Origin of the sequence: Planktothrix agardhii, assembly GCF_904830935.1 — a bacterium.
Taxonomy (GTDB): Bacteria; Cyanobacteriota; Cyanobacteriia; order Cyanobacteriales; family Microcoleaceae; genus Planktothrix; species Planktothrix agardhii.
The window spans coordinates 1,648,282-1,673,873 of the sequence record NZ_LR882952.1 but is presented as its reverse complement, the minus strand read 5'-3'; the positions used below and the strand labels follow the sequence as shown (position 1 = coordinate 1,673,873).

At 38.3% G+C, this 25,592-nt stretch carries 22 protein-coding genes and 1 pseudogene; 6 read left to right on the top strand and 17 right to left on the bottom strand.

Annotation, left to right across the window (positions count from 1 at the left end):
• Positions 1 to 86: 86 nt before the first annotated feature.
• Positions 87 to 1,685: a YcjF family protein gene (locus tag NMG88_RS07825; protein WP_235765648.1), complete on the top strand. Its 1,599-nt coding sequence runs from the start codon at positions 87 to 89 to the stop codon at positions 1,683 to 1,685.
• A 243-nt stretch (positions 1,686 to 1,928) separates the two neighbouring features.
• Here NMG88_RS07825 and NMG88_RS07820 read toward each other — a convergent pair whose 3' ends face one another.
• From NMG88_RS07820 to ctpA, 7 genes and pseudogenes are all read right to left on the bottom strand, one after another.
• Complete coding sequence (locus NMG88_RS07820; RefSeq protein ID WP_254035283.1) at positions 1,929 to 2,618, bottom strand: hypothetical protein; 690 nt, start codon at positions 2,616 to 2,618, stop codon at positions 1,929 to 1,931.
• A gap of 55 nt (positions 2,619 to 2,673) precedes the next feature.
• Positions 2,674 to 4,443: a group II intron reverse transcriptase/maturase gene (gene ltrA / locus NMG88_RS07815; RefSeq protein WP_254032352.1), complete on the bottom strand. Its 1,770-nt coding sequence runs from the start codon at positions 4,441 to 4,443 to the stop codon at positions 2,674 to 2,676.
• A gap of 714 nt (positions 4,444 to 5,157) precedes the next feature.
• Positions 5,158 to 5,358 (bottom strand): annotated as a pseudogene (locus NMG88_RS07810) (AAA-like domain-containing protein); the annotation flags it as partial.
• A 64-nt stretch (positions 5,359 to 5,422) separates the two neighbouring features.
• Positions 5,423 to 6,073 (bottom strand): HAD family hydrolase, encoded by a 651-nt coding sequence (locus NMG88_RS07805; RefSeq protein ID WP_042153280.1) that lies wholly within the window; start codon positions 6,071 to 6,073, stop codon positions 5,423 to 5,425.
• A gap of 98 nt (positions 6,074 to 6,171) precedes the next feature.
• A complete protein-coding gene (locus NMG88_RS07800) occupies positions 6,172 to 6,690 on the bottom strand; it encodes a pentapeptide repeat-containing protein (protein ID WP_227350375.1) in 519 nt (172 codons plus the stop codon).
• 8 nt (positions 6,691 to 6,698) lie between these two features.
• The gene (locus NMG88_RS07795; RefSeq protein ID WP_227350374.1) at positions 6,699 to 8,114 is read right to left on the bottom strand and encodes a dihydrolipoyl dehydrogenase family protein; all 1,416 of its coding nucleotides are present in this window, start codon (positions 8,112 to 8,114) and stop codon (positions 6,699 to 6,701) included.
• Positions 8,115 to 8,192: 78 nt separating this feature from the next.
• Positions 8,193 to 9,428, bottom strand: coding sequence for a carboxyl-terminal processing protease CtpA (ctpA, locus tag NMG88_RS07790; protein WP_042153271.1), 1,236 nt, complete (start codon positions 9,426 to 9,428; stop codon positions 8,193 to 8,195).
• 353 nt (positions 9,429 to 9,781) lie between these two features.
• On the opposite strand from ctpA, the gene petB reads away from it, so the two are divergent.
• The 5 genes from petB to galE all read left to right on the top strand — a co-directional run bounded on the left by petB (position 9,782) and on the right by galE (position 14,012).
• Positions 9,782 to 10,450: a cytochrome b6 gene (gene petB, locus NMG88_RS07785; protein WP_026788872.1), complete on the top strand. Its 669-nt coding sequence runs from the start codon at positions 9,782 to 9,784 to the stop codon at positions 10,448 to 10,450.
• A gap of 178 nt (positions 10,451 to 10,628) precedes the next feature.
• Complete coding sequence (gene petD / locus NMG88_RS07780) at positions 10,629 to 11,108, top strand: cytochrome b6-f complex subunit IV (protein ID WP_026788873.1); 480 nt, start codon at positions 10,629 to 10,631, stop codon at positions 11,106 to 11,108.
• 153 nt (positions 11,109 to 11,261) lie between these two features.
• The gene (locus NMG88_RS07775; protein WP_254035282.1) at positions 11,262 to 12,443 is read left to right on the top strand and encodes a glycosyltransferase family 4 protein; all 1,182 of its coding nucleotides are present in this window, start codon (positions 11,262 to 11,264) and stop codon (positions 12,441 to 12,443) included.
• Positions 12,444 to 12,595: 152 nt separating this feature from the next.
• Complete coding sequence (locus NMG88_RS07770; protein ID WP_026794528.1) at positions 12,596 to 12,976, top strand: hypothetical protein; 381 nt, start codon at positions 12,596 to 12,598, stop codon at positions 12,974 to 12,976.
• 37 nt (positions 12,977 to 13,013) lie between these two features.
• Positions 13,014 to 14,012, top strand: a complete 999-nt coding sequence (gene galE, locus NMG88_RS07765) for a UDP-glucose 4-epimerase GalE (RefSeq protein WP_227397674.1) — start codon at positions 13,014 to 13,016, stop codon at positions 14,010 to 14,012.
• Between the two features lie 102 nt (positions 14,013 to 14,114).
• On the opposite strand, the gene NMG88_RS07760 is transcribed toward galE, so the two are convergent.
• The 10 genes from NMG88_RS07760 to NMG88_RS07715 form a co-directional block, all read right to left on the bottom strand.
• Positions 14,115 to 14,291 carry a hypothetical protein gene (locus NMG88_RS07760; RefSeq protein ID WP_254035281.1) on the bottom strand — a complete coding sequence of 59 codons (177 nt, stop codon included), beginning with the start codon at positions 14,289 to 14,291 and terminating at the stop codon, positions 14,115 to 14,117.
• Positions 14,292 to 14,305: 14 nt separating this feature from the next.
• On the bottom strand, positions 14,306 to 15,310 hold the full coding sequence (locus tag NMG88_RS07755; RefSeq protein ID WP_254035280.1) for a hypothetical protein: 1,005 nt from the start codon (positions 15,308 to 15,310) through the stop codon (positions 14,306 to 14,308).
• 19 nt (positions 15,311 to 15,329) lie between these two features.
• The gene (locus tag NMG88_RS07750) at positions 15,330 to 16,595 is read right to left on the bottom strand and encodes a coiled-coil domain-containing protein (RefSeq protein ID WP_254035279.1); all 1,266 of its coding nucleotides are present in this window, start codon (positions 16,593 to 16,595) and stop codon (positions 15,330 to 15,332) included.
• A gap of 16 nt (positions 16,596 to 16,611) precedes the next feature.
• Positions 16,612 to 18,912, bottom strand: coding sequence for a dynamin family protein (locus NMG88_RS07745; RefSeq protein WP_254035278.1), 2,301 nt, complete (start codon positions 18,910 to 18,912; stop codon positions 16,612 to 16,614).
• Positions 18,913 to 19,133: 221 nt separating this feature from the next.
• Positions 19,134 to 20,207, bottom strand: coding sequence for a glycosyltransferase family 4 protein (locus NMG88_RS07740; protein ID WP_042153254.1), 1,074 nt, complete (start codon positions 20,205 to 20,207; stop codon positions 19,134 to 19,136).
• Between the two features lie 41 nt (positions 20,208 to 20,248).
• A complete protein-coding gene (locus NMG88_RS07735; protein ID WP_254035277.1) occupies positions 20,249 to 21,121 on the bottom strand; it encodes a glycosyltransferase family 2 protein in 873 nt (290 codons plus the stop codon).
• Complete coding sequence (locus tag NMG88_RS07730; protein ID WP_227397667.1) at positions 21,118 to 22,191, bottom strand: glucose-1-phosphate thymidylyltransferase; 1,074 nt, start codon at positions 22,189 to 22,191, stop codon at positions 21,118 to 21,120. The genes NMG88_RS07735 and NMG88_RS07730 overlap by 4 nt, the downstream gene beginning before the upstream one ends.
• A gap of 63 nt (positions 22,192 to 22,254) precedes the next feature.
• A complete protein-coding gene (gene rfbD / locus NMG88_RS07725; RefSeq protein ID WP_227357846.1) occupies positions 22,255 to 23,130 on the bottom strand; it encodes a dTDP-4-dehydrorhamnose reductase in 876 nt (291 codons plus the stop codon).
• Positions 23,127 to 23,675 (bottom strand): dTDP-4-dehydrorhamnose 3,5-epimerase, encoded by a 549-nt coding sequence (gene rfbC, locus NMG88_RS07720; protein WP_214559879.1) that lies wholly within the window; start codon positions 23,673 to 23,675, stop codon positions 23,127 to 23,129. The genes rfbD and rfbC overlap by 4 nt, the downstream gene beginning before the upstream one ends.
• Positions 23,676 to 23,749: 74 nt before the next feature.
• The gene (locus NMG88_RS07715) at positions 23,750 to 25,522 is read right to left on the bottom strand and encodes a hypothetical protein (RefSeq protein WP_227357845.1); all 1,773 of its coding nucleotides are present in this window, start codon (positions 25,520 to 25,522) and stop codon (positions 23,750 to 23,752) included.
• Between the last annotated feature and the right edge of the window lie 70 nt (positions 25,523 to 25,592).

Below are 25,592 nucleotides of genomic sequence, written 5' to 3'. Positions count from 1 at the left end.
AGTTGCAAACTATAACAATGCTTGTTTATGATTGCTATAGTATAGAAAGATAAAATTGGCTGATTTACGGTTGGAGCGATCGCATTATGCCCATCTCTCGTTATTTACTTTTAATTTTTGGAATTTGTCTAATTTTAGGCTTAATGATTTGGCTGGTTAGTTCCTTATCGGCTCTTTATAGTCAGGTAATTTGGTCAGCTAATCCTATTTTAGCAAATTTGCTACTTTTGTTGTTAATTATATTGTTAGGATTGGCAATTTTTGCCTTTTTTTATTATACTCGATTCTTCCAAAAATCAGGGAAATCTCGCAAAAAACGGCGACCTTTAAAAATACCTTTAGACAAGATAGAAGCGGCGGAAGCATCGATCAAATCTGTACAAGAACAGGTAACTCAAATTCAGGATGAGGTGTCTAAAAAAGCCTTATTAAGTCGCTCTCAAGAAATGGCTTTAGAATTAGCTAAAGGTAATATTCAGGTGGTTGTATTTGGTACGGGTTCGGCAGGAAAAACCTCTTTAGTTAATGCGTTAATGGGTCGAATGGTGGGGAAAGTTAATGCACCCATGGGAACAACAGAAGTGGGAGAAACCTATCATTTAAAATTAGATGGAATTGAGCGGGAAATTTTAATTACCGATACCCCCGGAATTTTAGAAGCAGGAATAGCCGGGTCTGAGCGGGGAAAATTAGCCCGTTCGCTGGCGACTGATGCTAATTTATTATTATTTGTTTTAGATAATGATTTAAGACAATCGGAATATCAATCTTTACAAGCTTTAATTGAAATTGGCAAGCGATCGCTAATTATTTTAAATAAAAAAGATTTGTACACAGCAGCAGATCAAAATATTATTTTAGCAAAACTTAAAGATAGAGTTAAACTATTTTTAGATGCAAATGATGTCATTTCTATCGCCGCGAATCCGCAATCAATTAAATTAGAAACGGGGGAAATAATTCAACAGGAACCGGATATTATGCCATTAATTCGACGCATCGCCCTAATTTTAAGATCCGAAGGAGAAGAATTAATTGCTGATAATATTTTATTACAATCCCAACGGTTAGGAGAAGAAGCTAGACTCTTAATTGATAGTCAACGCAAACGGGAAGCCGAAAAAATTGTGGAGCGGTTTCAATGGATAGGTGCGGGGGTAATTGCCGTAACACCTTTACCCGTAATTGATTTAATTGCTACGGCGGCTGTTAATACCCAAATGGTGATAGAAATTGGTAAAATTTATGGGTGTGAATTAAATAGCGATCGCGGTAGAGAATTAGCCCTATCCCTAGCAAAAACTTTAGGGAGTTTAGGTGTAGTAAAAGGGGTAATTCAGTTAGTCTCAACCGCCTTACAATTAAATTTAGCAACCTTAGTAGTCGGACGGGCAATTCAAGCGGTGAGTGCTGCTTATTTAACCCGAATTGCAGGTAAAAGTTTTATTGAATATTTCCGCCAGGATCAAGACTGGGGAGATGGAGGGATGACAGAAGTAGTACAACGACAATTTCAGTTAACCCGTCGGGATGAATTTGTGAAACAATTTGTTCAGGATGCCTTTGCTAAAATTATTGAACCCCTGAATTTTAATAATACTGAATTAGAGGAAGAAGAACAACCCATCGCAGCAGATATTAAACCGTTATTAAAGCGTTATTTAGATGATTGGGAAGATGAGTAATCAGTCATCAGTTATCAGTTATAGCAAGAGGCAATAGGGAATAGGCAATCTCGCTATAGGTAAATACTTACTGTGAGCAGCTTTTAGCCTTCAAGAATGTCCTAATAGATGTGGCGACTGCTATAACCCTAAAGTTAGGCAGAATGCGATCGCGTATTTTTTAGCCGTGGAAATCCGCATAGGTAGTGAGCCCTTCAGGGCTGTCTTGAAAGAAAGAAGGAGGCGTGAACGCCTCACTACAATTTAGCGGAAGATGATATCCGATTGTAAGGTTAAACTGAGGTCTTGACTCGGATTAATCACCACCACATCCACTTTACTCCGTCCAACAAAGACTCCGGTAATCGCGCCGAGTCCCGCACCTACTAAAACTTCTTCCGTTGCGATCGCATTATCCCCGGCTACTGCCCCAATAGCTGCCGCCGCCGCCGCCCCAATAGCTGCCCCACCGACAATAGATTTCGCCGAAGCCCCTTTGCGGACGGTTTCGGTGTGGGTGACAACCTGAGAATTCGCATCTAGGCGAAACCGTTTTCCGACACCGAGAATCACCTCACTCGCTACAAATTGAGACCCCCCGGAAGCGGGTTTTAATTGTCCGACAATTTCAGCTCCTGCCGGAATCCAAACCCGTCCCTGACTGGTAACAATATCCCGTGCTACCGTGATTGTTATGGAAACGGTTTCGTTCGGCATAACCACAATTTTTTCCGCTTGGAAGTATTCTACCGGAATCTCGGTTCCGGCTAAAATTCTATCCCGTTGTAAGGTATTGGGGAAGGCTTGGGCTGTGGCGGGAATAGCTTGCAGCAGAGGTGTGGCTACGGCTGTTGTTAAACCCAAGGCGAGGAAAACCGATAGTCCTGAACGTGATAATTTAGTTAGAGTCGATAGGGGCGTTACCACTCCTACCTCTCCTTCAGAACCGTGCATGAGACTTTCACCTCACACGGCTCCTTGATAACTCCACCTTTGTTATAGGTACGATTCAAAACGGATTATTGTCATAATTCTCAACTATTGATAATTTCTTATTTTTCGTTAGAGAACCATCATTTGCCGTCTTTATGTCGTGACAATGTTTGTGTAGAAGTTGTAGATTATCATAAGTGTCTTTCCCACCTAATGATGTGGGTTTAATATGGTCAACTTCTACAATGTCTGTACTTGTAAAATACAAACCACAGTTAGAACAAATACCTTTTTGTTTCTTAATTAGTTTAGAAACCCTTATAGGAGTTTCAGGATATTTGCCTCTACGCTTGCTCCAATAAATCCAGTTTCCATCAAACGGACTGGTTTCACCCTTAACTTTTGTATGCCTTACGATTGGCGTACTGCTATGGGTGAGTAATTCCGTTCCGTCTTCTGTACTGAAACACCAATTTCTGTCATTTACTGTTCTCCAGTATTTATCTTTATTGATGTTCCCTTTTCCCCTCGTTCTTGCCCAAGCTCTTAACTTGTCGTAAGTTAGATGGTCAACCTTGTTAAAGGTTTCTTTACTAACAACTGTTGAGTAATAGTTTGACCAGCCTCTTATAATTGGATTCAGCTTGCTAATTAAAGCAGCTTGTGGGGCGGTCTTATGGGCATCTATTACTTCAGCTATTTTGACAAGGTGGGTTTTGATTTTGGCTTTTGAGGGTGTGATTAATGTACCAAAACCTAGCGGTGTTCCATTCCTGTTGTTGGCACATCGGTAGTTCCCTACTTTGTGTTGTTGGATATGGAACCCTAAAAACTCAAACCCGACATTTCCATCGATTTCATTGAGGGTATGGGTTAATTTTGTCTTACTTGGTTTTAATTCCAGTCCCATGTTACTCAACCAGTCGGCGATTATCTTTTGACACTTTTTGACAACGTTTAAATTCTCATGGATGATTACGAAGTCGTCGGCGTAACGGATTAGACTGAGGGCTTGACGGTTATCCCGTTTTGCTCCTTTTAGAGTTTCTGCGAATTGCATGACTCTTTCTTCCATACCATGTAGGGCAATATTGGCAAGTAAGGGTGAAATTACCCCGCCTTGTGGTGTACCATCATTAGTGGGGAAAATTTCTTTTCCGTCACAGTACCCTGCTTTAAGCCATGTTTTAATAAGACGGCTTAATGTGGGGTATGTGTGTATTTTGGAGATTAATGCTTTTTGGTCTATGCGGTCAAAGCATTTTGAGATATCAGCATCGAGTACAAATTTGGGTTTGCTTCTAATACTGTTAAATATTGCTTCAATTGCATCGTGACAGGAACGTCCTGGTCTGAAGCCATAACTGTTTGGCTCAAAGAGCGCCTCCCATTCTGGTTCTAACGCTAGTTTGACTAACGCTTGTAATGCGCGGTCGTTGATTGTGGGTATTCCGCCCCCCCAAACCCCCCGTGCACGGGGGGCTTGGGGGGGGGTTTCTGTTGAACCAGGTTTAGGTATTTCAACTCTACGAGTTGGTTTGACTTTATTGGTTAACTTTAATCGTCCTACAAGGTTTATACGTTGCTTTGGGGTCAGAGATTTAACCCCATCCACACCCGCCGTATTTTTACCTTGGTTATCTTGTGTTACCCGACGAACCGCTATACATTTTGCCGACCAAGACCTAATCAGGGTCTTTTGAAGTTTGCGAACTGCTTTAACATCGCCTCGTTCACTCGCTTGAAATATTCGCTTTTGCAACTTAAAAGTTACCTTTTCTAACTTGCGCCAGTTAAGGTCTTTCCACTCCACCGTCAGATTGTTCTGCGTTTTAGATATATTCATTGCTACTTGTTCTATTTCTTTGGAATTACCGAGCGTCTGTCAGCATATCCCTTGCATTACCAAGGGCATTCGCTTTTGACACCATCCCTCCTCTATATATCGTTCGTTAGCTACTTACTGGATTTCGACCTTTTCCAGAGATATATAGGGGTTACTTCGTTCCGATTACACATTTGTTTGAAGTCTTTAGCGTGATGCTTTCCACCGGGTTTATTGGGCGGTGCTTATAAGTCGGAACGACCACCGCTTATGCCCTAGCCTTGCCTTTTGGCTTGGTGTTAATCAGTCTTTACCGTATTTCTCAACGGGTTTATCTTTTGATTTAGCCATTCCACCATTGCTATGTTTCGATGGTTCAGACACATCTTTGCTTGCGCTACGCATGGACTTCTTGCTCGATAGTTACCAGATTTGGCTACCAGTAGTTCTACCTTTTAACCCCGCTTTAGTCTGTTGGATGCTACCCAAACAGACTAGGGGTTATGCTTTCACCTCAGCACTTGAGGGGTGGGACTTAATTCACCGAATTTCACCCACAAATGTAATCAGTTAACCAGTTTCATCAACTGGGTTAACCGTCCCGTAATCTTTTCAGCTTACTTTAGGTTAAACGAATCGCACGCCTTTAACATATACCAAAACATCCTTATTTTTTCAAGTTCTGATTTAACTCTTATAACCTAATAGTCGATAGAATCGCTTTATTGTTCCTCATTATCTAATTAAATCTTTGAGGATAACAACTGGCAAACTAGGAAGATTTTGTAAACCGGAATCATTATTGGTTCTAATAGTGGAAAAGAGATAGGCTTCAAAATAAATAGTACAACTCACCTTACTGCCCATATTTTCTTCCCAATAGTTATCAAGATTGGGAGGAATTTTTAATTTCCAACTAATATTTCGACTAAACCAGCGAAAAAATAGTTTTTTCTACTCTCGGATGGAATCCTCCGGTTTACATAGATTCAAGATACTCTTAGATTTTAGCATTAATTTTTTGTAGGTCAGAATGGTTAAAATCTTCAATTACAAATGCCACACCCAAATCTTTTAAACTATTGGGATTGTGGGTAGATGCAACTCCAATGGTTTTAATCCCTGCCGCCATTGCCGAACGAATTCCAGAGGGAGAATCTTCAAAAGTGATCGCTTCTTCTGGTAAAATATTCAACTGTTCCAAACAATACTGATAAGGCGCAGGATCGGGTTTACCAATACCAATTTCATCGGACAAAACCACACTATCAAAATAATCTGATAACTTCAGAATTTCTAGGATAAAATCCGTATTTTTCCGAGGTGCATTGGTAACTAAACCTGTTTTAAAGCCTTGCTGATTCACCCAATCTAAAAACTCTATTAACCCAGGTAAGGGCTGTAAATCAATAGCTAGTTCTCGAAATTTTAATTCTTTTAAATCCACCATTTTTACTATATCTTCATCGGAAAATTCAGGAAATAAATCCGCTACAATTTCAGCATTTGTTCTGCCACTAATTCGAGTTTGATAAAAACGATGATCAATATTAAATTGATAAATCTCTAAAACCTTTGCCCAAGTTAAATAGTGCAATGGGTCACTATTAACGAGAGTTCCATCTAAATCAAATAAAATCGCTTTGAGCATGATTGTATAAAGTATAGAAACTGGAGTTTTTAACCGAATTTAATCCCATAGCAATCCTATTTATTGCCTATTGCCCATTCCCTATTCCCTTCTACACATTATTTTTGAATCGAACCATCCGGCATAATTGCCCCTTGAAAATTAGCTCCTTTCTGGTCTGCTCCGGTTAAATCGGCTGAGTTCAAATCCGCATCTTTAAAGATTGCTCCATTCAGTTTGGCATTATTCAGTTTAGCTCCTCGAATAAATGCCCCAGTCAGATTCGCTTGACTCAAATTAGCATTTGTTAAATTAGCTTGATTTAAAGTAGTTTCACTTAAATCTGCCCCGGCTAAATTCGCTCCAGTAAAATCAACAGTATCTAAAAATGCTCCCTTGAGATTAGCTCCTTTTAAATCCGCTTTACTAAAGTTAGAATTATTCAGTTTAGCCCCGGTTAAATTTTGCCCTTGCAAACTTTTTCCGCTAAAATCACATCCAAAACATTCTTGATCTTGACCTAACTTAACTTGAGCAGGTGGTTTTTGGCAACCCGTAACAGTTAATAATAAAACACTAAAACCGATAATCGTTGCCCGGTTAAAAACTCGTATTTTTTGAACTTTCATGTTAGACATTTTAATTCTTAATTTCCCCAATATCGTCGCCAATGAAACAGATTTTCTGTCCAATTAAATAATATCCTATTTTGACAACGGCGTTGATCAATCCAAGCGATCGCACTTTGATGATAAACCTCCGAAAACGTGGGAAAAATCGGAGGAAATTCAGCTAAGGTTTTAAGGTTTACCCCTTGACGAATTGCCAAAGCTAGGGTATTGATTAATTCACTTGCCTGGGAACCGACCACCGTAGCCCCTAAGAGTTTACCATTCGCCAAACCCACAAGTTTACAAAATCCCGTTGTTTCCCCGGAAATTTGCGCCTGAGCGATCATTTTTAGGGGTTGTTGCTCTACAATTACTTGAGTTCCATAGCGTCGTTTAGCTTGGGTTTCTGTTAACCCCACCTGTGCTAATTGGGGGTCAGAAAAAATAGCCCAAGGAATGCTTTGATAATCAACTTGAAACTTCGGCCAGTATAGGGAATTTTTGAGGGCAATTTGTGCTTCATATTGGGCGATATGTTCAAAGGGATATCCCCCTAAAATTTGTCCACACCCATAAATTCTAGGATTGGTGGTTTGTAGTTTTTGATTCACCCATAAATGATTCCCTTTAAACTCAACACCGACCAGGCTTAAATTTAAGGATTCGACGTCGGTTTGAGAGCCATAAGCCACCAAAATTTCATCGACTTCTATAGCAGTATTTCCCGCTTGAATCCATTTTTTATCGGCAATTTTTTTAACCTGAATAATTGGAGTTTGGGTTAAAACTTTTACTCCTTCGGCTTCTAATTGACATTGAATCAACTGCACCGCATCGGGATCTGCCTGGGCTAAAATTTGAGTAGCTGGGGTAATTATAATCACCTCTAAACCCAAACGAGCGAAATATTGGGCTAATTCAATTCCCTTGGGATCACCCCCAATAATTGCTAATCTCTGGGGAATTATTTCTGATAAATTAGGTAATTTTTCTAAAAATAAATCCAAGGTTTCTGGAGTAATAAATCCTGTGGATAATAACCCTTCAATGGGGGGAATTTTAGGGGTGGAAGCTGGGGCTAATAAATAATTGCGCGATCGCAATATTCTATTATTAACTTTAAATCCCAGACGGGGAGATTTGATAAATTCACCTTCACCAACAATCACATCCACTCCCCCTGCCCCTAACCGTTGATGGGAATAAATTTCCTCACAATTATTTCTAACTAAATCAATCCAAGGTTTGATCGGTTTTCTCCTAATATCCGACCCGCACCAGGTGGGTATTAACTCAAGTTTAGGGAGGGATAAAGCCATCGAAAATAACCCCGAATTCCCAGTTTTTTCCGGCTCAACTAAAGCAATTCGTCCTTGTATTTGACTGCCTAATAATGCTGCATAACGTCCGGTTAAACTCCCTCCTAAAATCACCAAATCATAATCCAACATACAAAAATCAGTTATCAGTTATCAGTTATCAGTCTAAAACCCATTACCCATTACCTATTACCAATTACCCATTACCTATTAATTTTGAGCCACCACCAATTGAGAAGATAGCAATTCCAAAGCTGTTTGATATTGGTGATCTGCCTCCGTTGCCACTTGATTTCTAAGTAAAGGTTCCGAAGGAATTACCCGATCGGGCATAATTCCCAATTTATTAATATCAGTATGATTGGGAGTTTCATATTTAGCAACTGTTACTGCTAATCCCGAACCATCGGATAAATCAAATAAAGATTGAATTAATCCCTTGCCAAAGGTTTTTTCTCCCACTAAAGTTGCTCGATGATTGTCATGTAAAGCCCCGGCTAAAATTTCACTGGCACTAGCGGTTCCTGGGTTGACTAAAACCACTAAAGGAGCTTGAGTTAAAGCCGAACCCACCGCTTCAAAACTTCCCAATAAACCTTGACGATTAACCGTATAAACAATCGTCCCTTCATCTAACCAAAGTCGGGCAATTTCTATGCCAGATTGTAATAATCCCCCTGGATTATTTCTGAGATCCAAAATATAGGCTTTTGCCCCTTTTTTTTCTAAAGATTGAATCCCTTGAGCTACTTCTTCCGTGGCATTGGCATTAAATTGATTTAAACGAATATAACCTAATGGAGTGTCTTTCAAATCAGAACGTAGTTCCGTGATCACCGGGTTCAGGGCAATCCGATCCCGAACTAAAATAATATCTTCCGTGGTTTTATTGCTATTTCTTAACACCGTTAAAGTAACTTGGCTACCCCTTAGCCCCCGCATCCGAGCCGCGGATTCATCCAGGGTTAACTCAGAAGTAGAAAAGCCATCAATTTTCACAATCTGATCCTGGGGTTGGATACCCGCCCGTTCTGCGGGAGAATCATCGATCGGAGCAATAACGGTTAAATTGCCCGTTTCCCCGTCCTGGGAGATTTGTAACCCCACCCCCATCAGTTCCCCGGAGGTATTCACCTGTAAACTGCGATATTGATCCGGTCGCAATAACCGCGTAAATGGGTCATCCAAGGTGGCTAACATCTTCTCAATGGCAGAATATGTGTCCTCGCGGCTTTTGAAGGGTTGCCGGATTAGTTTCTCGCGGATAGACCACCAGTTTTGATGGTTGAAACTTTCATCCACATAGGAGCGATTAATAATTCGCCAACTTTCGCTAAAGATTTTTTGGTCTTCGGTCAGGGCCAGAACCGGGGTTGTCCAGGTGATCCAGGTTAAACAGACTTGCAGAATAATTAGAAATGCTATGGGAAAAACGCGCTTTTGCATGGTGGTGATTTAACGTTGCTTTCAAATTAGATTGGGGAATCAACCGATTTAAGACCTTTCACGGCTTGATTTTCAGCCTCACCCTTGGGGGATTCGATCCGGGGCAGATTGATTCCCTAGTTTTGTGAAAATTGAGTTGAAGTTATGTTACATTTTTTAGAGTAGGGGAGAACACGCAAGTCTTTTAGCCTAATCTGTCAATCGGATCAAACCGACCTCCCTATTCCTTATGGTGATGGCTTTTTGATATCCAGAGTTCTCTGGCTTCAGACAGTCTAATCTAAAGATATCTATTAATGATGTCTTAAAGGAATAACGATAGGTAGCCATTTATTTTTAGGAATTCTAGCTTCATGTTTTCTAAGGGAATCAAAGAATCTCAGACTTTCAAGTGGTTTGATGAACGGCTGGATATCCAAGCACTTGATGATGACATTTCCAGTAAGTATGTGCCCCCTCATGTCAACATTTTCTATTGCTTGGGTGGAGTCACTTTAGTTTGCTTTTTAATCCAGTTTGCCACTGGATTTGCGATGACGTTCTATTATAGACCGACCGTCGCGGAAGCTTTTACTTCTGTTCAATACATTATGACGGATGTGAGCTTTGGTTGGTTAATTCGCTCCATCCATCGCTGGTCTGCCAGTATGATGGTGTTAATGATGATCCTGCACGTTTTCCGCGTTTATCTCACCGGGGGTTTCAAAAAGCCCCGGGAATTAACCTGGATCACGGGTGTGATTTTAGGCGTGATTACGGTTTCTTTTGGGGTTACAGGCTATTCTCTGCCTTGGGATCAGGTTGGTTACTGGGCGGTGAAAATTGTATCTGGGGTTCCTGAAGCGATTCCCGTTGTCGGTTCAACCATTGTGGAACTGATGCGGGGTGGTACGGCCGTTGGTCAAGGTACTCTTAGCCGTTTTTACAGCTTACATACCTTTGTCCTACCTTGGCTGATTGCCGTCTTTATGTTAGCCCACTTCTTGATGATTCGGAAGCAAGGGATTTCGGGCCCTCTGTAAATGGACGTGGATCGGGTTTGGCGTTTCGGCACTACTCCGGCATCGGTGGCGGTTTGTTCCGAGAAAGTTAACTTTCGATAACGGGTCTCAAACATCCAAGGGTTAGGAGTAGCCTTTGCCAAATTCAAAGACAACCAACAACCTGTTAAATTTCCCAAAAAGGAGCGACGTTTTAATTATGTCCATCTTAAAAAAGCCGGATCTCAGTGATCCAGTTCTTCGCGCTAAATTGGCTCAAGGCATGGGTCACAACTACTATGGTGAACGGGCTTGGCCGAATGATTTGTTATATACGTTCCCGATTGTAATTTTGGGAACCTTTGGTTTAGTGGTGGCATTGTCGGTTCTCGACCCCGCCATGATGGGAGAACCTTCTAATCCTTTTGCAACGCCGTTAGAAATTTTACCCGAATGGTATCTCTGGCCAACCTTCCAAATTTTGCGGGTCGTTCCCAATAAATTGCTAGGAATTATGTTGATGTCTTCGATTCCTGTGGGTTTAATTGCGGTTCCTTTAATTGAGAACGTCAACAAGTTCCAAAACCCCTTCCGTCGTCCTGTGGCAACGGCTGTTTTCTTATTTGGAACTTTAGTAACGCTGTGGTTAGGAATTGGTGCGGCACTTCCCATTGATAAGTCTTTAACTTTGGGCTTTTAAACCACATCCTCTCAAAATTTTTGATGATATGATACCTGTGGGTTTACCGGAATAGCTTGTTAGGCTAGGTCTGGGAGCGTCACAGGTATCCTTTTTTATAAGAACAATTGGAAAAGACGGAATACAAAACAATATTATTCTTGAACCCTGGCTATGTTATTAAAAAAATACCCAAACCTAGATCAAAATCAATTACTTTGGTGCTTTTTAGCTGTTTTTTCTTGTGAAGGAGGAATTCAATCCTATGTTAAAGATATTTTAGATGCTTCCCAGACTATTAAACCCGTTTCTCCCGACTCAAAGATTAATATTAATCCCCAGAATCAGGTTTTAATTTTACGGGATTATCCCGGATGTCCTAACCCTTTTGAAACCCCATCCAGTTCTTTTCAATTTGAGTATTTTAAATCTCAAAATCCCCTCTGGGGAAGGATTAAATTAGCAATATCTTTACTAACTAATTTAGTCCAATATCGACCTCGACGGGTGTTGTGTGGTCATATTAATTTAGCCCCCTTGGTGCAAATAATTTGTCAACCCTTGAGTATTCCTTACACCGTATTAACCTATGGTAAAGAAGTCTGGGAACCTCTGCCGAAAAAACAGCAAAAAGCCCTACAAAATGCCGATCAAATTTGGACAATTAGCCGATATAGTCGCGATCAAGCCTGTCTTGCTAATCAGTTAAATCCGAATCAATTTCAAATGTTACCCTGTATGGTGGATGGGGAAAAATTTACTCCCGGCTCCAAACCACCGCAATTAATTCAACGCTATGATTTACAGGATGCTCGGGTATTAATGACCGTTGCCCGTCTGTGGAAAGGCGACCCCTATAAGGGAGTTGATGTTACCATTCGCGCCCTCTCCCAAATTGCCCAAGTCTTTCCCAATGTCAAATATTTAGTTATTGGTCGGGGAGATGACCAACTCAGATTACAACAGTTGGCCGAAGATTTGGGAGTAAGCGATCGGGTCATTTTTGCCGGATTTGTTCCTACCGAGGAATTAGTTAATCATTATCGGGTTTGTGATGGTTATGTCATGCCCTCTCAAGAGGGGTTTGGGATTGTTTATTTAGAGGCGATGGCCTGCGAGAAACCCGTTATTGCCGGGGATAGCGATGGTTCGGTTGATCCTTTGCAGGATGGAAAATTGGGCTGGCAAGTCCCTCACCGCGATGTAGAGGCCGTTGCAGAGGCTTGTATTCAACTGCTTCAGGGTGAGGATCAACGCTGTCATGGCCCTTGGTTGCGGGAGCAATGTTTGGCCCATTTCGGAAAACCCGCCTTTGAGGGCCGAGTCCAAGAGTTGCTGGATCAAAACCAGGGGTAAGCCTAATTTAACCACAAAGACACGAAGACACAAAGAAGTTGTGAATATTAACCTGCTGGTTGCTATAATATCATAGAAATTAAAATATCAAAGTTCAAATTTTTAAGGGTTCCATCAGATTAAATCTGGCTTGAATAATTAAGGAGATAGCTGTGAACCAACAGCGGTTCAAAACTCTACAAATCAGACTTTCTGGTTTGACTAACTGGCTGATTACTTTAGCTGTAATTGGCATTTTAATCTCTATTGGTTTGGGTTGGTTAGTCAAGGGCGTTCTGATTTTAATTGCGGTGATTGCGATTACTCCGATTTTGGTGATTTTGGGTGTCCAGTGGTGGTTAAAACGCAATCTAATTCAAGATCAATGTCCGGTTTGTAGCCATGAATTTCCGGCTTTTAATAACATTCAATTTCAATGTCCTAACTGTGGGGAACCGTTAAAAATCGAACAGGGTCGTTTTAGTCGGTTAACACCCCCAGGAACTATTGATGTGCAAGCGGTTGATGTTTCAGTTCAAAGGTTAGAAGATTAAATTAAATTCATTGAATAAAACAAAGGAGCATAAATTTATGTCTGAAGATAAAACTACTATTTTAGTTACTGGAGGAGCGGGTTATATTGGTTCCCATGCTGTCCTGGCGCTACAACGTTCGGGTTATGATGTGATTATTCTCGATAATTTAGTTTATGGACATCAAGACTTAGTGGAAACGGTCTTAAAAACCGAATTAATTATTGGAGATACTAATGATCGTCCGTTGCTTGATAAGTTATTTTCTAGTCGCAAAATTGATGCGGTGATGCACTTTTCTGCTTATGCTTATGTGGGGGAATCTGTTACTAATCCTGATAAATATTATCGCAATAATGTGGTCGGAACTTTAACGCTTTTAGAAGCGATGAAAGAGGCGGGAATTAATAAGTTTGTATTTTCCTCAACCTGCGCCACTTATGGGGTTCCTGAAATTGTTCCCATTCCTGAAGAACATCCCCAAAATCCGATTAATCCCTACGGGGCGACTAAATTAATGGTAGAAAGAATTTTATCGGATTTTGATGTCGCCTATGATTTTAAATCGGTACGTTTCCGTTATTTTAATGCCGCCGGAGCCGACCCAGAAGGGTTATTAGGGGAAGATCATAATCCCGAAACCCATTTAATTCCTTTAATTTTATTAGCAGCATTAGGAAAACGAGATTCTATTTCTATTTTTGGAACCGATTATCCCACACCCGATGGTACTTGTATTAGAGATTATATTCACGTTACGGACTTAGCAACGGCTCATATTTTAGGGTTGGAATATTTATTAAATGGTGGAAAAACGGATGTTTTTAATTTAGGAAATGGGAAAGGATTTTCCGTTAAAGAGGTGATAGAAACCGCTAGAGAAATTACGGGAAAAGAGATTAAAGCGATTGAATGCGATCGCCGCCCCGGAGATCCACCAAGTTTAGTTGGAAGTGGAGAAAAAGCCCGAACAATATTAGGTTGGAATCCTGAATATCCCGATATTCAAAATATTATCACCCATGCTTGGAATTGGCATCAAAAACGACACACCTAACCCCGTAGTAAGCCCTTCAGGGCTTAATCCCCAGATTAGTAACTAGGATGGATTGAAGCCCTAAAGAGATTACCACGATTTATTTTTGATCAGGATAAAAGATTATTCACCTTTAATTTCCTTCAACCTTTTTAACAAGTCATTCAGAATTTTTTCAACTGAGTCTAATAACTGATTATCTTCAGGAGTTAACTGTTCTTTTTCCTTGTTTTTTAATTCTGGATAACGAATTAAAAAATTAGCAAGTTCAAACCAGTCTTTTTGAAATTTGTTGATCATATCTTTTACTTCTTTTACTGGATTGAATGAGTAGTTTGGGGGCTGACCACCGCCTGGGGCACGGGTATTTTGTTCGGTTCCTTCTCCTTGTTTATGCTGTTGAGCACTACTAGAAATACCACTAATGTGCTGGTGATGATGAGAATTATTAGTAGTAGCTTGATTGACTTTTTTTCGTTAGATACCTCCTGACTTGTTTGATCTGGTTTCTCAGTTTCATTTCCTTCTGTTGAAGCAGAATCTGGATCTTCTTGATCTTGATTAACTTCAGATTGTTCAGTCTTAAGATCAAGATCAATAGATAAAACCGAGACTGCATTCTCATCAACCTTACTGATTAAAATTGCTAAATTACCATCTTTTGGCAACTCGGTGTTAATGATTTTGTCGGCCAAACTAATAATTTCTTGCTCCTTAATTGTTTTTTCAACTTTTTCGTCCCAAACCCAAATTTGTTGATCACCTTCAGCTTTATCTAAATTTGAAAGTAACTGTTTGAGCTTATCTGCTGAATTTTTATCAGTCAATTGATCGATTTTATCGAGATCAACCTTAAATTCTTCTAATCCTTCAAAATCAATCGCTTCATTGATTGTATTAATAAACTCTTGATCTTCTTTACCTACAAAACTTAATAATGACCGTGCTGCCAAATGCCGTAACATTAATTCTTTATCATCCGAAATAATGTTACTTTCATCAGGATTAACAACCCAAGCAACTGCATTATATACTTCGGTTTCTATTGTACTTCCAAATTTGTTAGTTTGTTTTTTTACAGACTCAATTCCTGCAACCATGAATAATAATTGTTGAGAATAACGCATGAGAACAAGCGAAAGATTTTGATAATTTATCAAATATTCAATTGTTCCTGAACCTCCTTTTTGTTTCTCAACTAACCTTTTTTCAAGTATATCAGGAGATCCTAAGATAGACTGGGTATTTTCAACCTTACGCCAATGAATTCCAGTTTTACCTAGGGCATAACTTCTTACATAAACCTCTAGCTCTTTCATGTTTCAATCTCCTTGTATATTATTTATGGGGAATGGGCAACAATTTAGCACCTTGCAAAATAGCAAAACCATCACTATTTTTACAGCCAATGGCAAAAGAAAAAATAGCATTATTAAAAATCTTAATTTCCTCCTGCGTAGCTTGAACTTGGGTTTTAGACTTCTGAACTTTAGTTTGAATGTCTTGAACTGTTTTTTGCGTGGATTTAAGGTTTTCTTGTGCTGTTTTATAAGCTCCGTACTTATCATCAAATAATTTGTCTATAGATCTGAAGGGAAACCAAAGTTGCTGTTGTTCTCTAAATGCTTTCTGTCGTTGAGCAACTTTTTGTTTAACTTCATCAAGTTTATCTTTTTCGGTAGATAGACTTTTTTCAAGTTCAGCTAGTTCTTTTTGATCTTGCTCTAACTGACGTTTTTTTTCCTCATTATAAAGGTTCAGCAAAAACCGTAAAACATATCTCATGGGTTGATCCCCATCTTTAGGAGCATAGGGAGCTTTAATCTCCGTTTTATTGTATTCAAATTTTATGAAACCATCATCACGAGTTTTATGGTAAGCAAAAACAACATTTCCAACAGTTTGAACAGGTGTCACCACAACTGCAACTTTACCAAATAACCCATCGGATTTTAAAAAATTTAACAGTTTTTGATATCCTATTTGAACGTGCTGAAGTAAGTTTTCAGCATCTTGAGAAGTTCTCATGTAGGTTTCGCATTTAACAGGAGCTAAAATGATTAATTTGGGAACTCTCAAACCAGCATAGGCATCTTTTAACAGGGTTGTGATCCGTTCAGGATCGTTTTTTTCTTCATGCCAAGTTCCCACTTCGCTATAGCTGACCCTTCCTGTCTTTTTTTCCATTAATGCAGTAGCATCAATGGGAATAATTACAGCATCACAATCTAATAATTGCTGCCTTATATACTCTTTCTGTGTTTGTTTTGAATCTGTTGCAAAATAATCACCTGATGGGTCAGTAAATCTAAGTTTGATAAATTTTCTGCTCCCACTACCTAGCTCAAAAACAAATCCTTCATCATCCCAAGGATCAATAAAGATGTCAGTTCTTTTTACGGATTTTTGAAATTTAGGATCTATAGTTCTTAAAACTATCTTGCATTCGGTTATAGCTTGTAATGTTCTAGTATCATCAGTCCACGTTTGAAGATTAGCTTGTTCAAACGTTTTATCGAATTCTTCGTGCATGGCTGCTAACAGACTGGTTTTACCAATCTGTCTAGGAGCAACCATGATAATATTTAACTCATTAGTTAGCATGAAATTTTTCTCCTATTTAAACGTTTAAAAACTGCAATAATTCAAGCTGATTAGTAGTTTCTACGTTCTTAACTAATTGCAGCCAATGAGCACGAAGTTCGTGATTATTTTCGAGTTGACCGAGTTGTTCTGGCCAAACTTGCGATCGCACTTCCCGCAAGAAATTTTTCCATTCTTCCTGAACATCTTCTTGACGGATAATATTATCAACAAATTCTTCAACCATGGCATAAGCGGCTTGATTTGGTTCCCAGAGCAATTCTTCCAAAGCAGGTTGAATACGATGCACCGCAGTATCATATTTAATCTCTAGTGCCGTTAGAATTTCTTGTGCCGTAGTTGAAGCATCAGGACGCAATATTTCATCTTTATCTAGTAATTGTCCCGTTGAATTATTCGACGGTAAAACATTCGTGAGTTGATCTAAATGCTTGCGAATTCGGTGTTGTACTAATCCTCGATAGGACAGTTCAAAATCAATAAAAATTCTCAATCCTTGTTTTAAATGCGGAAAATAGTCTTGATCCTGATCGAATAAAACAATCATTTTTTCCAATTCTCGGATAAATTCCGATCCTCTCGCATTTGTTAAGACTCCCAACCGACCTTTTTCAATCAAAACTTCAGCAACCTGCTTTTTGGTATCTTCTATCATTTTTTTTAGTCCATCATCTAAGGTGATAAAATGATGGGATAATAACACCCGCAACTTATCTTGATAATCTGCATAGGTTATCAACGCACCACTGGTTCTGATTCGTTCATTAATTTCTTCTAAGGGATTTTCCGAGGACAAAACACCTTTGTTTTTGTTACAATTTTGAATCGCTTCAGTGACCTTATCCTCTAAATTTTTATCTGGATTATCCCGATATAACCACAGGTCTGAGCGCAAGTTTTCTAAGCCAAGGATAACGTCTTTCCACCAACCTTTTGTATTATTTCCAAATAACTTACCAAACTCTTGTTCCATAAATTTATAAAAATGTGATCCCGTTCCACCCAGAGCATTTTTTGCATGATCTAACTCAGTTTTTAATTGTTCATGAAGTTGAATTAAACGCTCTTGATTAGATTTTGCATATCGCGCATCTAATTCAATGACTTGAGTTTCTAAATAATCTAAAACTTGATCTAAGACTTGATTCGCTTGTTCTGGATTACGACAGTCAGCAATCAGGCATTCAACCACCTTAATTTTAACTTGCTGTTGATCAATACCAGCTTTAAGATCTTTACAGCCTTGTAAATTCCCACTCCCATTCTCGTTAACTTTATTGTTAAGAACAACAAATGATCTAGCTGATAATTCATTTAAAGCTTGACTGGCCGTATTATAAAGTTCTGTGTCATTAGTTTCCCAATTCCAACCATCCTCATCGGGTTTACGAATAAATAAAACTACGTCAACTTCTTCCTCTAAAGTTGTCAACATTAATTTTTCATCACCCAGTTTAAAATCTCCTAACCCTGGTAAATCAACTAATGCAATTTTTCCGATTTCATTGGCATTAGGAAAAGGGCAGGAAATTTCTACTTTCCTAACAGCTAAATGTTTGCTATCGGTGAGTTTTCCATTTTCTTCTTCCTGAGCAACATATTCTCGGATTTTTTCTTTGGTTATCCGTATCGGTTGTTTACCAATAAACGGGGAATAATCGTTAAAATTTAAGTAATAATCATCATAAAGACGTTTATAGATTGTGTTAGTGGTGGCATCATTTCCTTGCAGTAAATCCGGTGATAGTTGGATTCTGGGAAAATCATCTAAGCTCTGAGGTGGGGTTTTAGGTAAAATATTAGCCAGTTTTTTATGGTCAAAGTAGGGAAGAATTACCTCTTGTAAAAATGATTCTTCAGTATGAAATGTAACTAACGCTTCAGTTAGATTTTCCGGTTGATGGTAGATTGTGCTACGAACCGCAGTACAGGCTTTTCCTGAACGGGCTGGAATTTCATGATCAGACAGTCCACTCAGGGTTTGTAGTAGGGTACTTTTCCCTTGTTTCATTCGTCCAACCACGCCGATATTAAGGGTTTTACGAGCGAAACGAATCCTTAACTTATACAGTTCTCGTAATTCTTTTTCTATTGTTGATAAAATTGAAGAAAAATCAATTTTATTTAACTTATCAACAATTTTAGCCTCGTTTGGCCATTGGTTAAGTTGTTGCTTTCGGTCAGTCTCTAAAATTTGAATTGCATTTTGCAGATTCTTTAAATTAGCTTCTACACTGATGATCCTCTGGGCCAGGGGCTGGCGTTTTTGAATAATTTCAGCAATTCGCGCAGATCTGTTAGCTGTTGTTATGTTCATTTTAACCTGGCTGACTGGTCTTTGATGAAGTCTCCCAATTTTATCATGAGTCCGAATAAAATAACCTCTGTGTACTAATATTTTTTGCTTCGCCTTTGGTTCCCTGGTTATACCAGGGAACCAAATCCGGTTGGAAATCCTGTTGTTGCGCTTCAAGCGCATTCTTTTCTGATGCTATATTACAACGAATAAGATGCGCTGAAGCACAACAACGGGATAATTTATAGGTGATTTTGGATGATTTTTGCTGTTTCTTTTCCGGTTTTTTCCCAACTAAATTGTTTAACTTGTGTTAGTCCTAATTGTCTTAAATGCGATCGCATTTCCGTATTATTTACTATAGTTTCCATTGCTTCTGTAATTTCTTGAACTTGATAAGGATTAACATATAATGCCGCATTTCCTCCCACTTCAGGTAAAGAAGATAGGTTAGAAGTAATTACGGGAGTTCCGCAAGCCATTGCTTCTAAAATAGGAAAACCAAACCCCTCCCAAAGACTGGGAAAAACAACAGCAATGGCTTGATTAATAATTTTAGTTAATTCATCGGTCGGAACATAATTTAAAAACTTTACTTGTTGAGTTAATTCTAACTCTTGAACTTGCCTTTTGAGTTCGGGGGTATAGGTTTCATCCGTTGGGCCAGCTAACCATAATTCATAGTCTGATGGTTTTTTTAACCTAGCAAAAGCACTAATTAATCGAGATACATTTTTATGAGCATCATGACGACCAATATAGAGAAAATAATTGCGGGTTGGTAAGTCTAAAAATTGAAATCGTTGCGGGTTGTAGGCGAGGGGAATTGGTGTGATTTTCTGTTCTGGAATCTTAAAAAATTCGATTAAATCTTCAGCCGTGGCGATAGAATTACAGACAATATGTTCGGCTTGGGATAATACCAAGGGAATATAATATTTAAAATAAGCTGTTAACCGAGAACTTCGTCTGGGAAATCTTAACGGAATAATATCATGGGCCATAACTATTGACCGACATCCAGAATATAAAGGAGCTTCTGGAACCGGAGAAAATAGCAGATTTCCCTTTAATTGCTGATAAAGTTTAGGGAGTTTAAACTGTGTCCAAAGTAACCGCCTAAGATGTCCCTTTGTTCCTTGGTCGGGGGTCATATTATTAGGAACAGAATAACAGGAATAATCGAGGTTTTCTTGAGAGGTTAATAAGGTAGGTTGCAAAGGTTTTAAAGCGGGTAAAATATGACTAGCATAAATAGATATTCCCGTAGGTTCAGGAATTAAAAATGATAAATTAATCAAGAGTGAATTACTCATAAAAAATCTATAATTGAAAATATTACTAAATCCATAATAGCTTATTTCTGATATATTTTAACAATAAATTTTACAACTCCTTTGAGTTTATACCAAGATGTTTGAGGCGTAATTAAGATTGTAATTAAACCAATAAAACTAATTCTAAATAACCAGTAGATAAAAACAGCTTTAGAGGTATGTTTATGAAGACTGAGGAGGTAACTATAAATACTATATTGAAGTTTGAGGTTAGGGTTTCTCTGGGTAATAGATGAAGTTTGATGAAATACTTGAATTTGTGCAGTAATCCCAATTTTATGTCCTTGATTTCGATACCTTAAACAGAAATCAAAATCTTCATAATAGAGAAAATAGTTAGGATCAAATTGAGGACACTCGTTAAAGTTTTTGAAATTAATTAACAGACTACATCCCGATACCCATTCTGTTAACTGGTAAGGTTGATTTTGCAAAGATTCTGATAGTTGATTACAGACTTTAATTATACCAGTTTTTCGGTTAAATTGTCCCCCTGTAAATTCTAATTCTCCTTTATTATTATAAATAACTGTTCCTAAAATAGATAATTCTGGGTAAGATTTAAAGACATCAATTGCTTGAGATAGCACATTTTTAGATAAATAAGCATCAGGATTAATTAACCAAACAAGGGCTTGAGAATCCTGTTGATAAACCCAATTTAACCCAATATTACAGGCTCGACCAAACCCAATATTTTTGGGTGCGTTAAATACTATAATATACGGAGATTTTAACCGATGAATAAAAAGATCGTCAGGAGAGTTATTAATGATAATTACCTGATAATTTATCCCCTGTGGAGACGCGCCGTGGCACGTCTCTACAATCGAATTGATTAACCGTTGAATCAATTCGGTGGAGTAATAATTAACCGTTATCCAGTAAATCACGCTAATTCAACTTGACTATCATCTCCAATCATAAAACGTAGGGCTTTGGGTCGTTGAGGGGCGGTACTTAAACTAGCCCGACGACCAATAACCGTATCTACAATGCGTTGGTTAATTCCAATAATTTTAGCTTCACTTAAGATTACACTATGTTCGATTTCAGCATCAATTAAAGTGACTTTATTATCAATACTACTATAGGGGCCAACAAAGCAATTTTCTAAATAGCAATTTTCCCCAATAATTACTGGCCCCCGCACACTACAGTTGACTAATTTCGTGTTTTTACCAATTTTAACCCGTCCTAATATTTGACTCTTTTCATCTATTTCTACTGCTACATCGTAGGTAATACAGGAATCTAAAATAATTTGATTTGCACTGAGTAAATCATCTTTTTTTCCCGTATCTAACCACCACCCTTCTAAGGTACAAGCTTCAACATTTTTACGATCATCAATCAGTTGTTGAATTGCATCGGTAATTTCTAGTTCTCCTCTGGGAGAAGGTTGGATTTTAGCGATCGCCTCATGAATGGTTTTATCAAAAAAATAAACCCCAACTAGAGCTAAATTAGATGGGGGAACTTTAGGCTTTTCAACTAACTTTAATACTCGTCCTTGATCATCAACAACGGCTACCCCAAAAGCACTAGGGTTACTCACTGTTCTGAGTAAAATTAAAGCATCCAGTTGTTGCTGTTTAAACCTCTCAGAAAACTGACTTAGTTGACTTTCAATTAAGTTATCTCCCAAGTACATAATAAAGGGAGAATCTCCTAAAAATGGTTGACCCACTTTCACTGCATGGGCGAGTCCGGCGGGTTGTTCTTGTAAAATATAGGTAATTTTTGCGCCAAAGCGATCGCCATTTCCGGTTAAATTTTTAACTTCTTCTCCGGTTTCTGGACTAATAATAATCCCAATTTCTGTAATTCCAGCCGCCACAATTCCTTCAATTCCATACCATAAAATCGGTTTATTAGCGACGGGAACGAGTTGTTTTGCACCCGTATAGGTTAAAGGGCGTAACCTTGTTCCTTTTCCACCGGAAAGAATCAGTGCTTTCATAATTAATAGTTAAGGGTTAGTAGTTGATAGGCAAGAGTAAGATAGACGCGCCGTGGCACGTCTCTACGGTTTTAATTCCTGTAACATTTTCCGCAGTCCTTGTCGCCATTGGGGAGTATGATTTCCCAAAAGATTTGCTAATTTTTTCCCACTTAAAACCGAATAGGCGGGACGACTAGCAGGCGTTGGATATTCGGCGGTGGTAATAGGAATAACGCGCTCAATTTTTAGGGAAAAACCTAATAGTTTGGCTTCTTCAAAAATTGCGATCGCAAAATCATACCAACTGGTAACACCGCTATTTGTACAGTGATAAATTCCGTAGTTTTGATCATTCAAAAGGGGCATTAATTGCACAATAGATTGTGCTAAATCTCCCGTCCAAGTAGGACTTCCTACTTGATCACTGACCACCCGAATTTCTTCCCGGTCTTTGCCCAACCGTAGCATGGTTTTAACAAAATTTCCGGTTCCACCCACACCATAAACCCAAGCGGTTCTGAGGATTGCAAATTTAGCTTGGGATGATTGAATTGCCATTTCTCCGGCTAATTTTGATTCTCCATAAACACCTAAAGGGTGAGTCGGATCGGTTTCAAGATAAGGATGGCTTTGGGTTCCATCAAACACATAATCCGTAGAAATATGAATCAATGTTGCATCTAATTTTTGACAGGTTTTAGCTAAAATACCGGGTGCAATTCCGTTAATTGTTAGGGCTAACTCCGGTTCACTTTCTGCCTTATCCACTGCGGTATAAGCGGCAGCATTAATCACCCATTCCGGTTTAATTTCCTCAATTAAGCTTTCAATTTCTTGGGTTTGGGATAAATCCAGGGTGTCTCGTCCGACACTCACTAACGACCCCATGGAAGCGAGGAAAGGCTGCAATTCTTGACCGAGTTGGCCATCTTTTCCGATCAATAAAATGGGTTTCATGAGAAAAATTCCGCCGTTTTCAAAGGTTGACCTGCTTGATCTTTTGCTGACAAAATGGGTGTAATTCCCTCTAATGGCCAATCAATGCCTAAATCGGGATCATTCCAAAGCAAAGATCGCTCATAGGTGGGTGCATAATAGTCGGTGGTTTTATATAACACTTCAGCAATTTCTGAAGTTACTAAAAAGCCATGGGCAAATCCCGGGGGAACCCAAAATTGTCGCTTATTTTCTGCACTGAGAATGCAACCAACCCACTCTCCAAAAGTTGGAGAACTTTTTCTCATATCTACGGCAACATCAAAGATTTCGCCCGCAATAACGCGCAATAATTTGCCCTGGGTGTGTTGTATTTGATAATGTAAACCTCTCAAAACTCCTTGTACGGAACGGGAATGGTTATCTTGTACAAACTCCGAGGTAATTCCTGTTTTTTCGGTGAAATTTTTCTGATTAAAGCTTTCAAAGAAAAAGCCTCTCTCATCTCCAAATACTTTGGGTTCGATGATGAAAACATCTGGGATTTTTGTAGGAGTAATAGTCATTTTTAGGTGGAATTGTGATCAGCGAATAAATATTGTACCAAATTGTTGCTACTTGATCAAAACTGAATTGAAGGTTAGTTTTTTTCAAGAATAATATTGACTTCTCCCTTTAACGGGATAAATTCATTCCCATCAGGATTATAGACCCAAGCTTTAACCCTTGTGTTTCCCAAATCATTATACAATTGTACAGTAGGAATTGTAACTTCCCATCGCGCATAATTATAGAGGGGAGAACTCAATACTTGAGCAATATCTGGACTATTTAAACCAATATTAGCATTGGCAAAAAAGGTTTGTTGATTTCCCCTGCTGAGAAAGACGAGTTGGGGCTGATTTTGTTGCTGGGGAAAAATTGCCCATCCTTTTAATGTCAGGTCATCTTTTGGCTTTAACTTTAATGGTTGATCACCAAAAAGAGGAAAATCAATATAACCATAAAGTTGTTCTGATTCGGTTTTGAATGTGATATTATTTGCCCAATTTCTAAGATTAACGCCCTGAAGTTGTTTAACCCCATCTTGAATCCACCAAGTTGTTTTACTTAATCTTAATAAGCAACGTTCAGGATGGGTTTTAAAGAATTGAGAGTCTTCTAAATAGTTAATTAGTTCTAAGCAGGTTTCCCCCCGTTGTTTATTGATGACATCCGTTTGAGCTTGAGCGATCGCTATTTCTGATTTTACCGCTATTAAACAGACTAAAATTCCCCCAATAAAACTATAAATCAGTTTAGGGTAATAATTTTTTAAATAGAAATTACCTTCTGAAATAATTATAAACCAAAGTTGAATAACGGCAATAATTAATAGTAAAGAATGAGTTGTATATCGAGAGGTATAAATAGCATAATTCGCTCCATAATCATAACGACCTAATGTAATTACAATCGAGCATAGGATAGAAAATATTCCAATCGAAAACCAAGGAGAACATAATTTTATTAAATATTTTTTGTTTTTTAGATTAATCAGACAGTAACTTCCTAAAACAATAAAATTTAAGATAATAATTATTCCGATCCAAATACTAAAATTTTGAGAATTTGTCACGGGCGCAGCAATTACATTAAAAAAGAATTGAATAAAAGTAAATAACTTTTCAAGGAGAGAGAGATTAATTATTTTCGGTTCTTGAGTGTATCCAATTGAATAAATTAAACTTGAACTTAAAAATAAAGTCATCCAAAAAATTAGGTATTTTCTTCTTTGATAACCTGATTCTGAAATCATGATAATTCCAGGTATTAAAGCCAACCAACTCATTAAACCTTGAGCAGATGAAAAACTCGCAATCAAACAAAGAATCGCAGCAAATAATAACTTTGTTTTAGGTTTAATTTTATTATTATTTAAAATAAAACAACTGAAAATTACGCAAAAATTTATGAAAAATATAGCAATTTGAAATCCCCAAAGCCAGTTTTCTGATTGAGCTAAGGAGAAAAATATTAAAGCTGTTAATAAATTAGTAAAATGAAAGAAATAATTTTGATTTTTTGAGGTATTAGCAGAAATTTTATATAACAATATAAAGGTTAATATTGCCAATCCTAAACTCAAAAAAAGCTCTAATTTAATATTCCAACTTGAAATAAATCCTAAAGCAATAAAAATTAATCGCGGAAATAGAATACGATGATTATTATGCAGTTCAAATAAGTCTTTAAATTGTAATGTTCCCGTGGCTATTTTTTCAAATAAAGCAGGTAAAACCCACTGATCATAAAAGGGAACATTCACCCCAAAATAAATAATAAATCCCGTTACTCCCAAAATAGGGATTAAATACATCAGCCATAAAATAACAGCAGGAAAAGTGACAAAAGAGGGGGATTTTTGAGCCATTAACTATCAATTCAATAACTATTAGAGACGCGCCCGAGCGCAGCGATGCCGTAGGCTATTGGCACGTCTC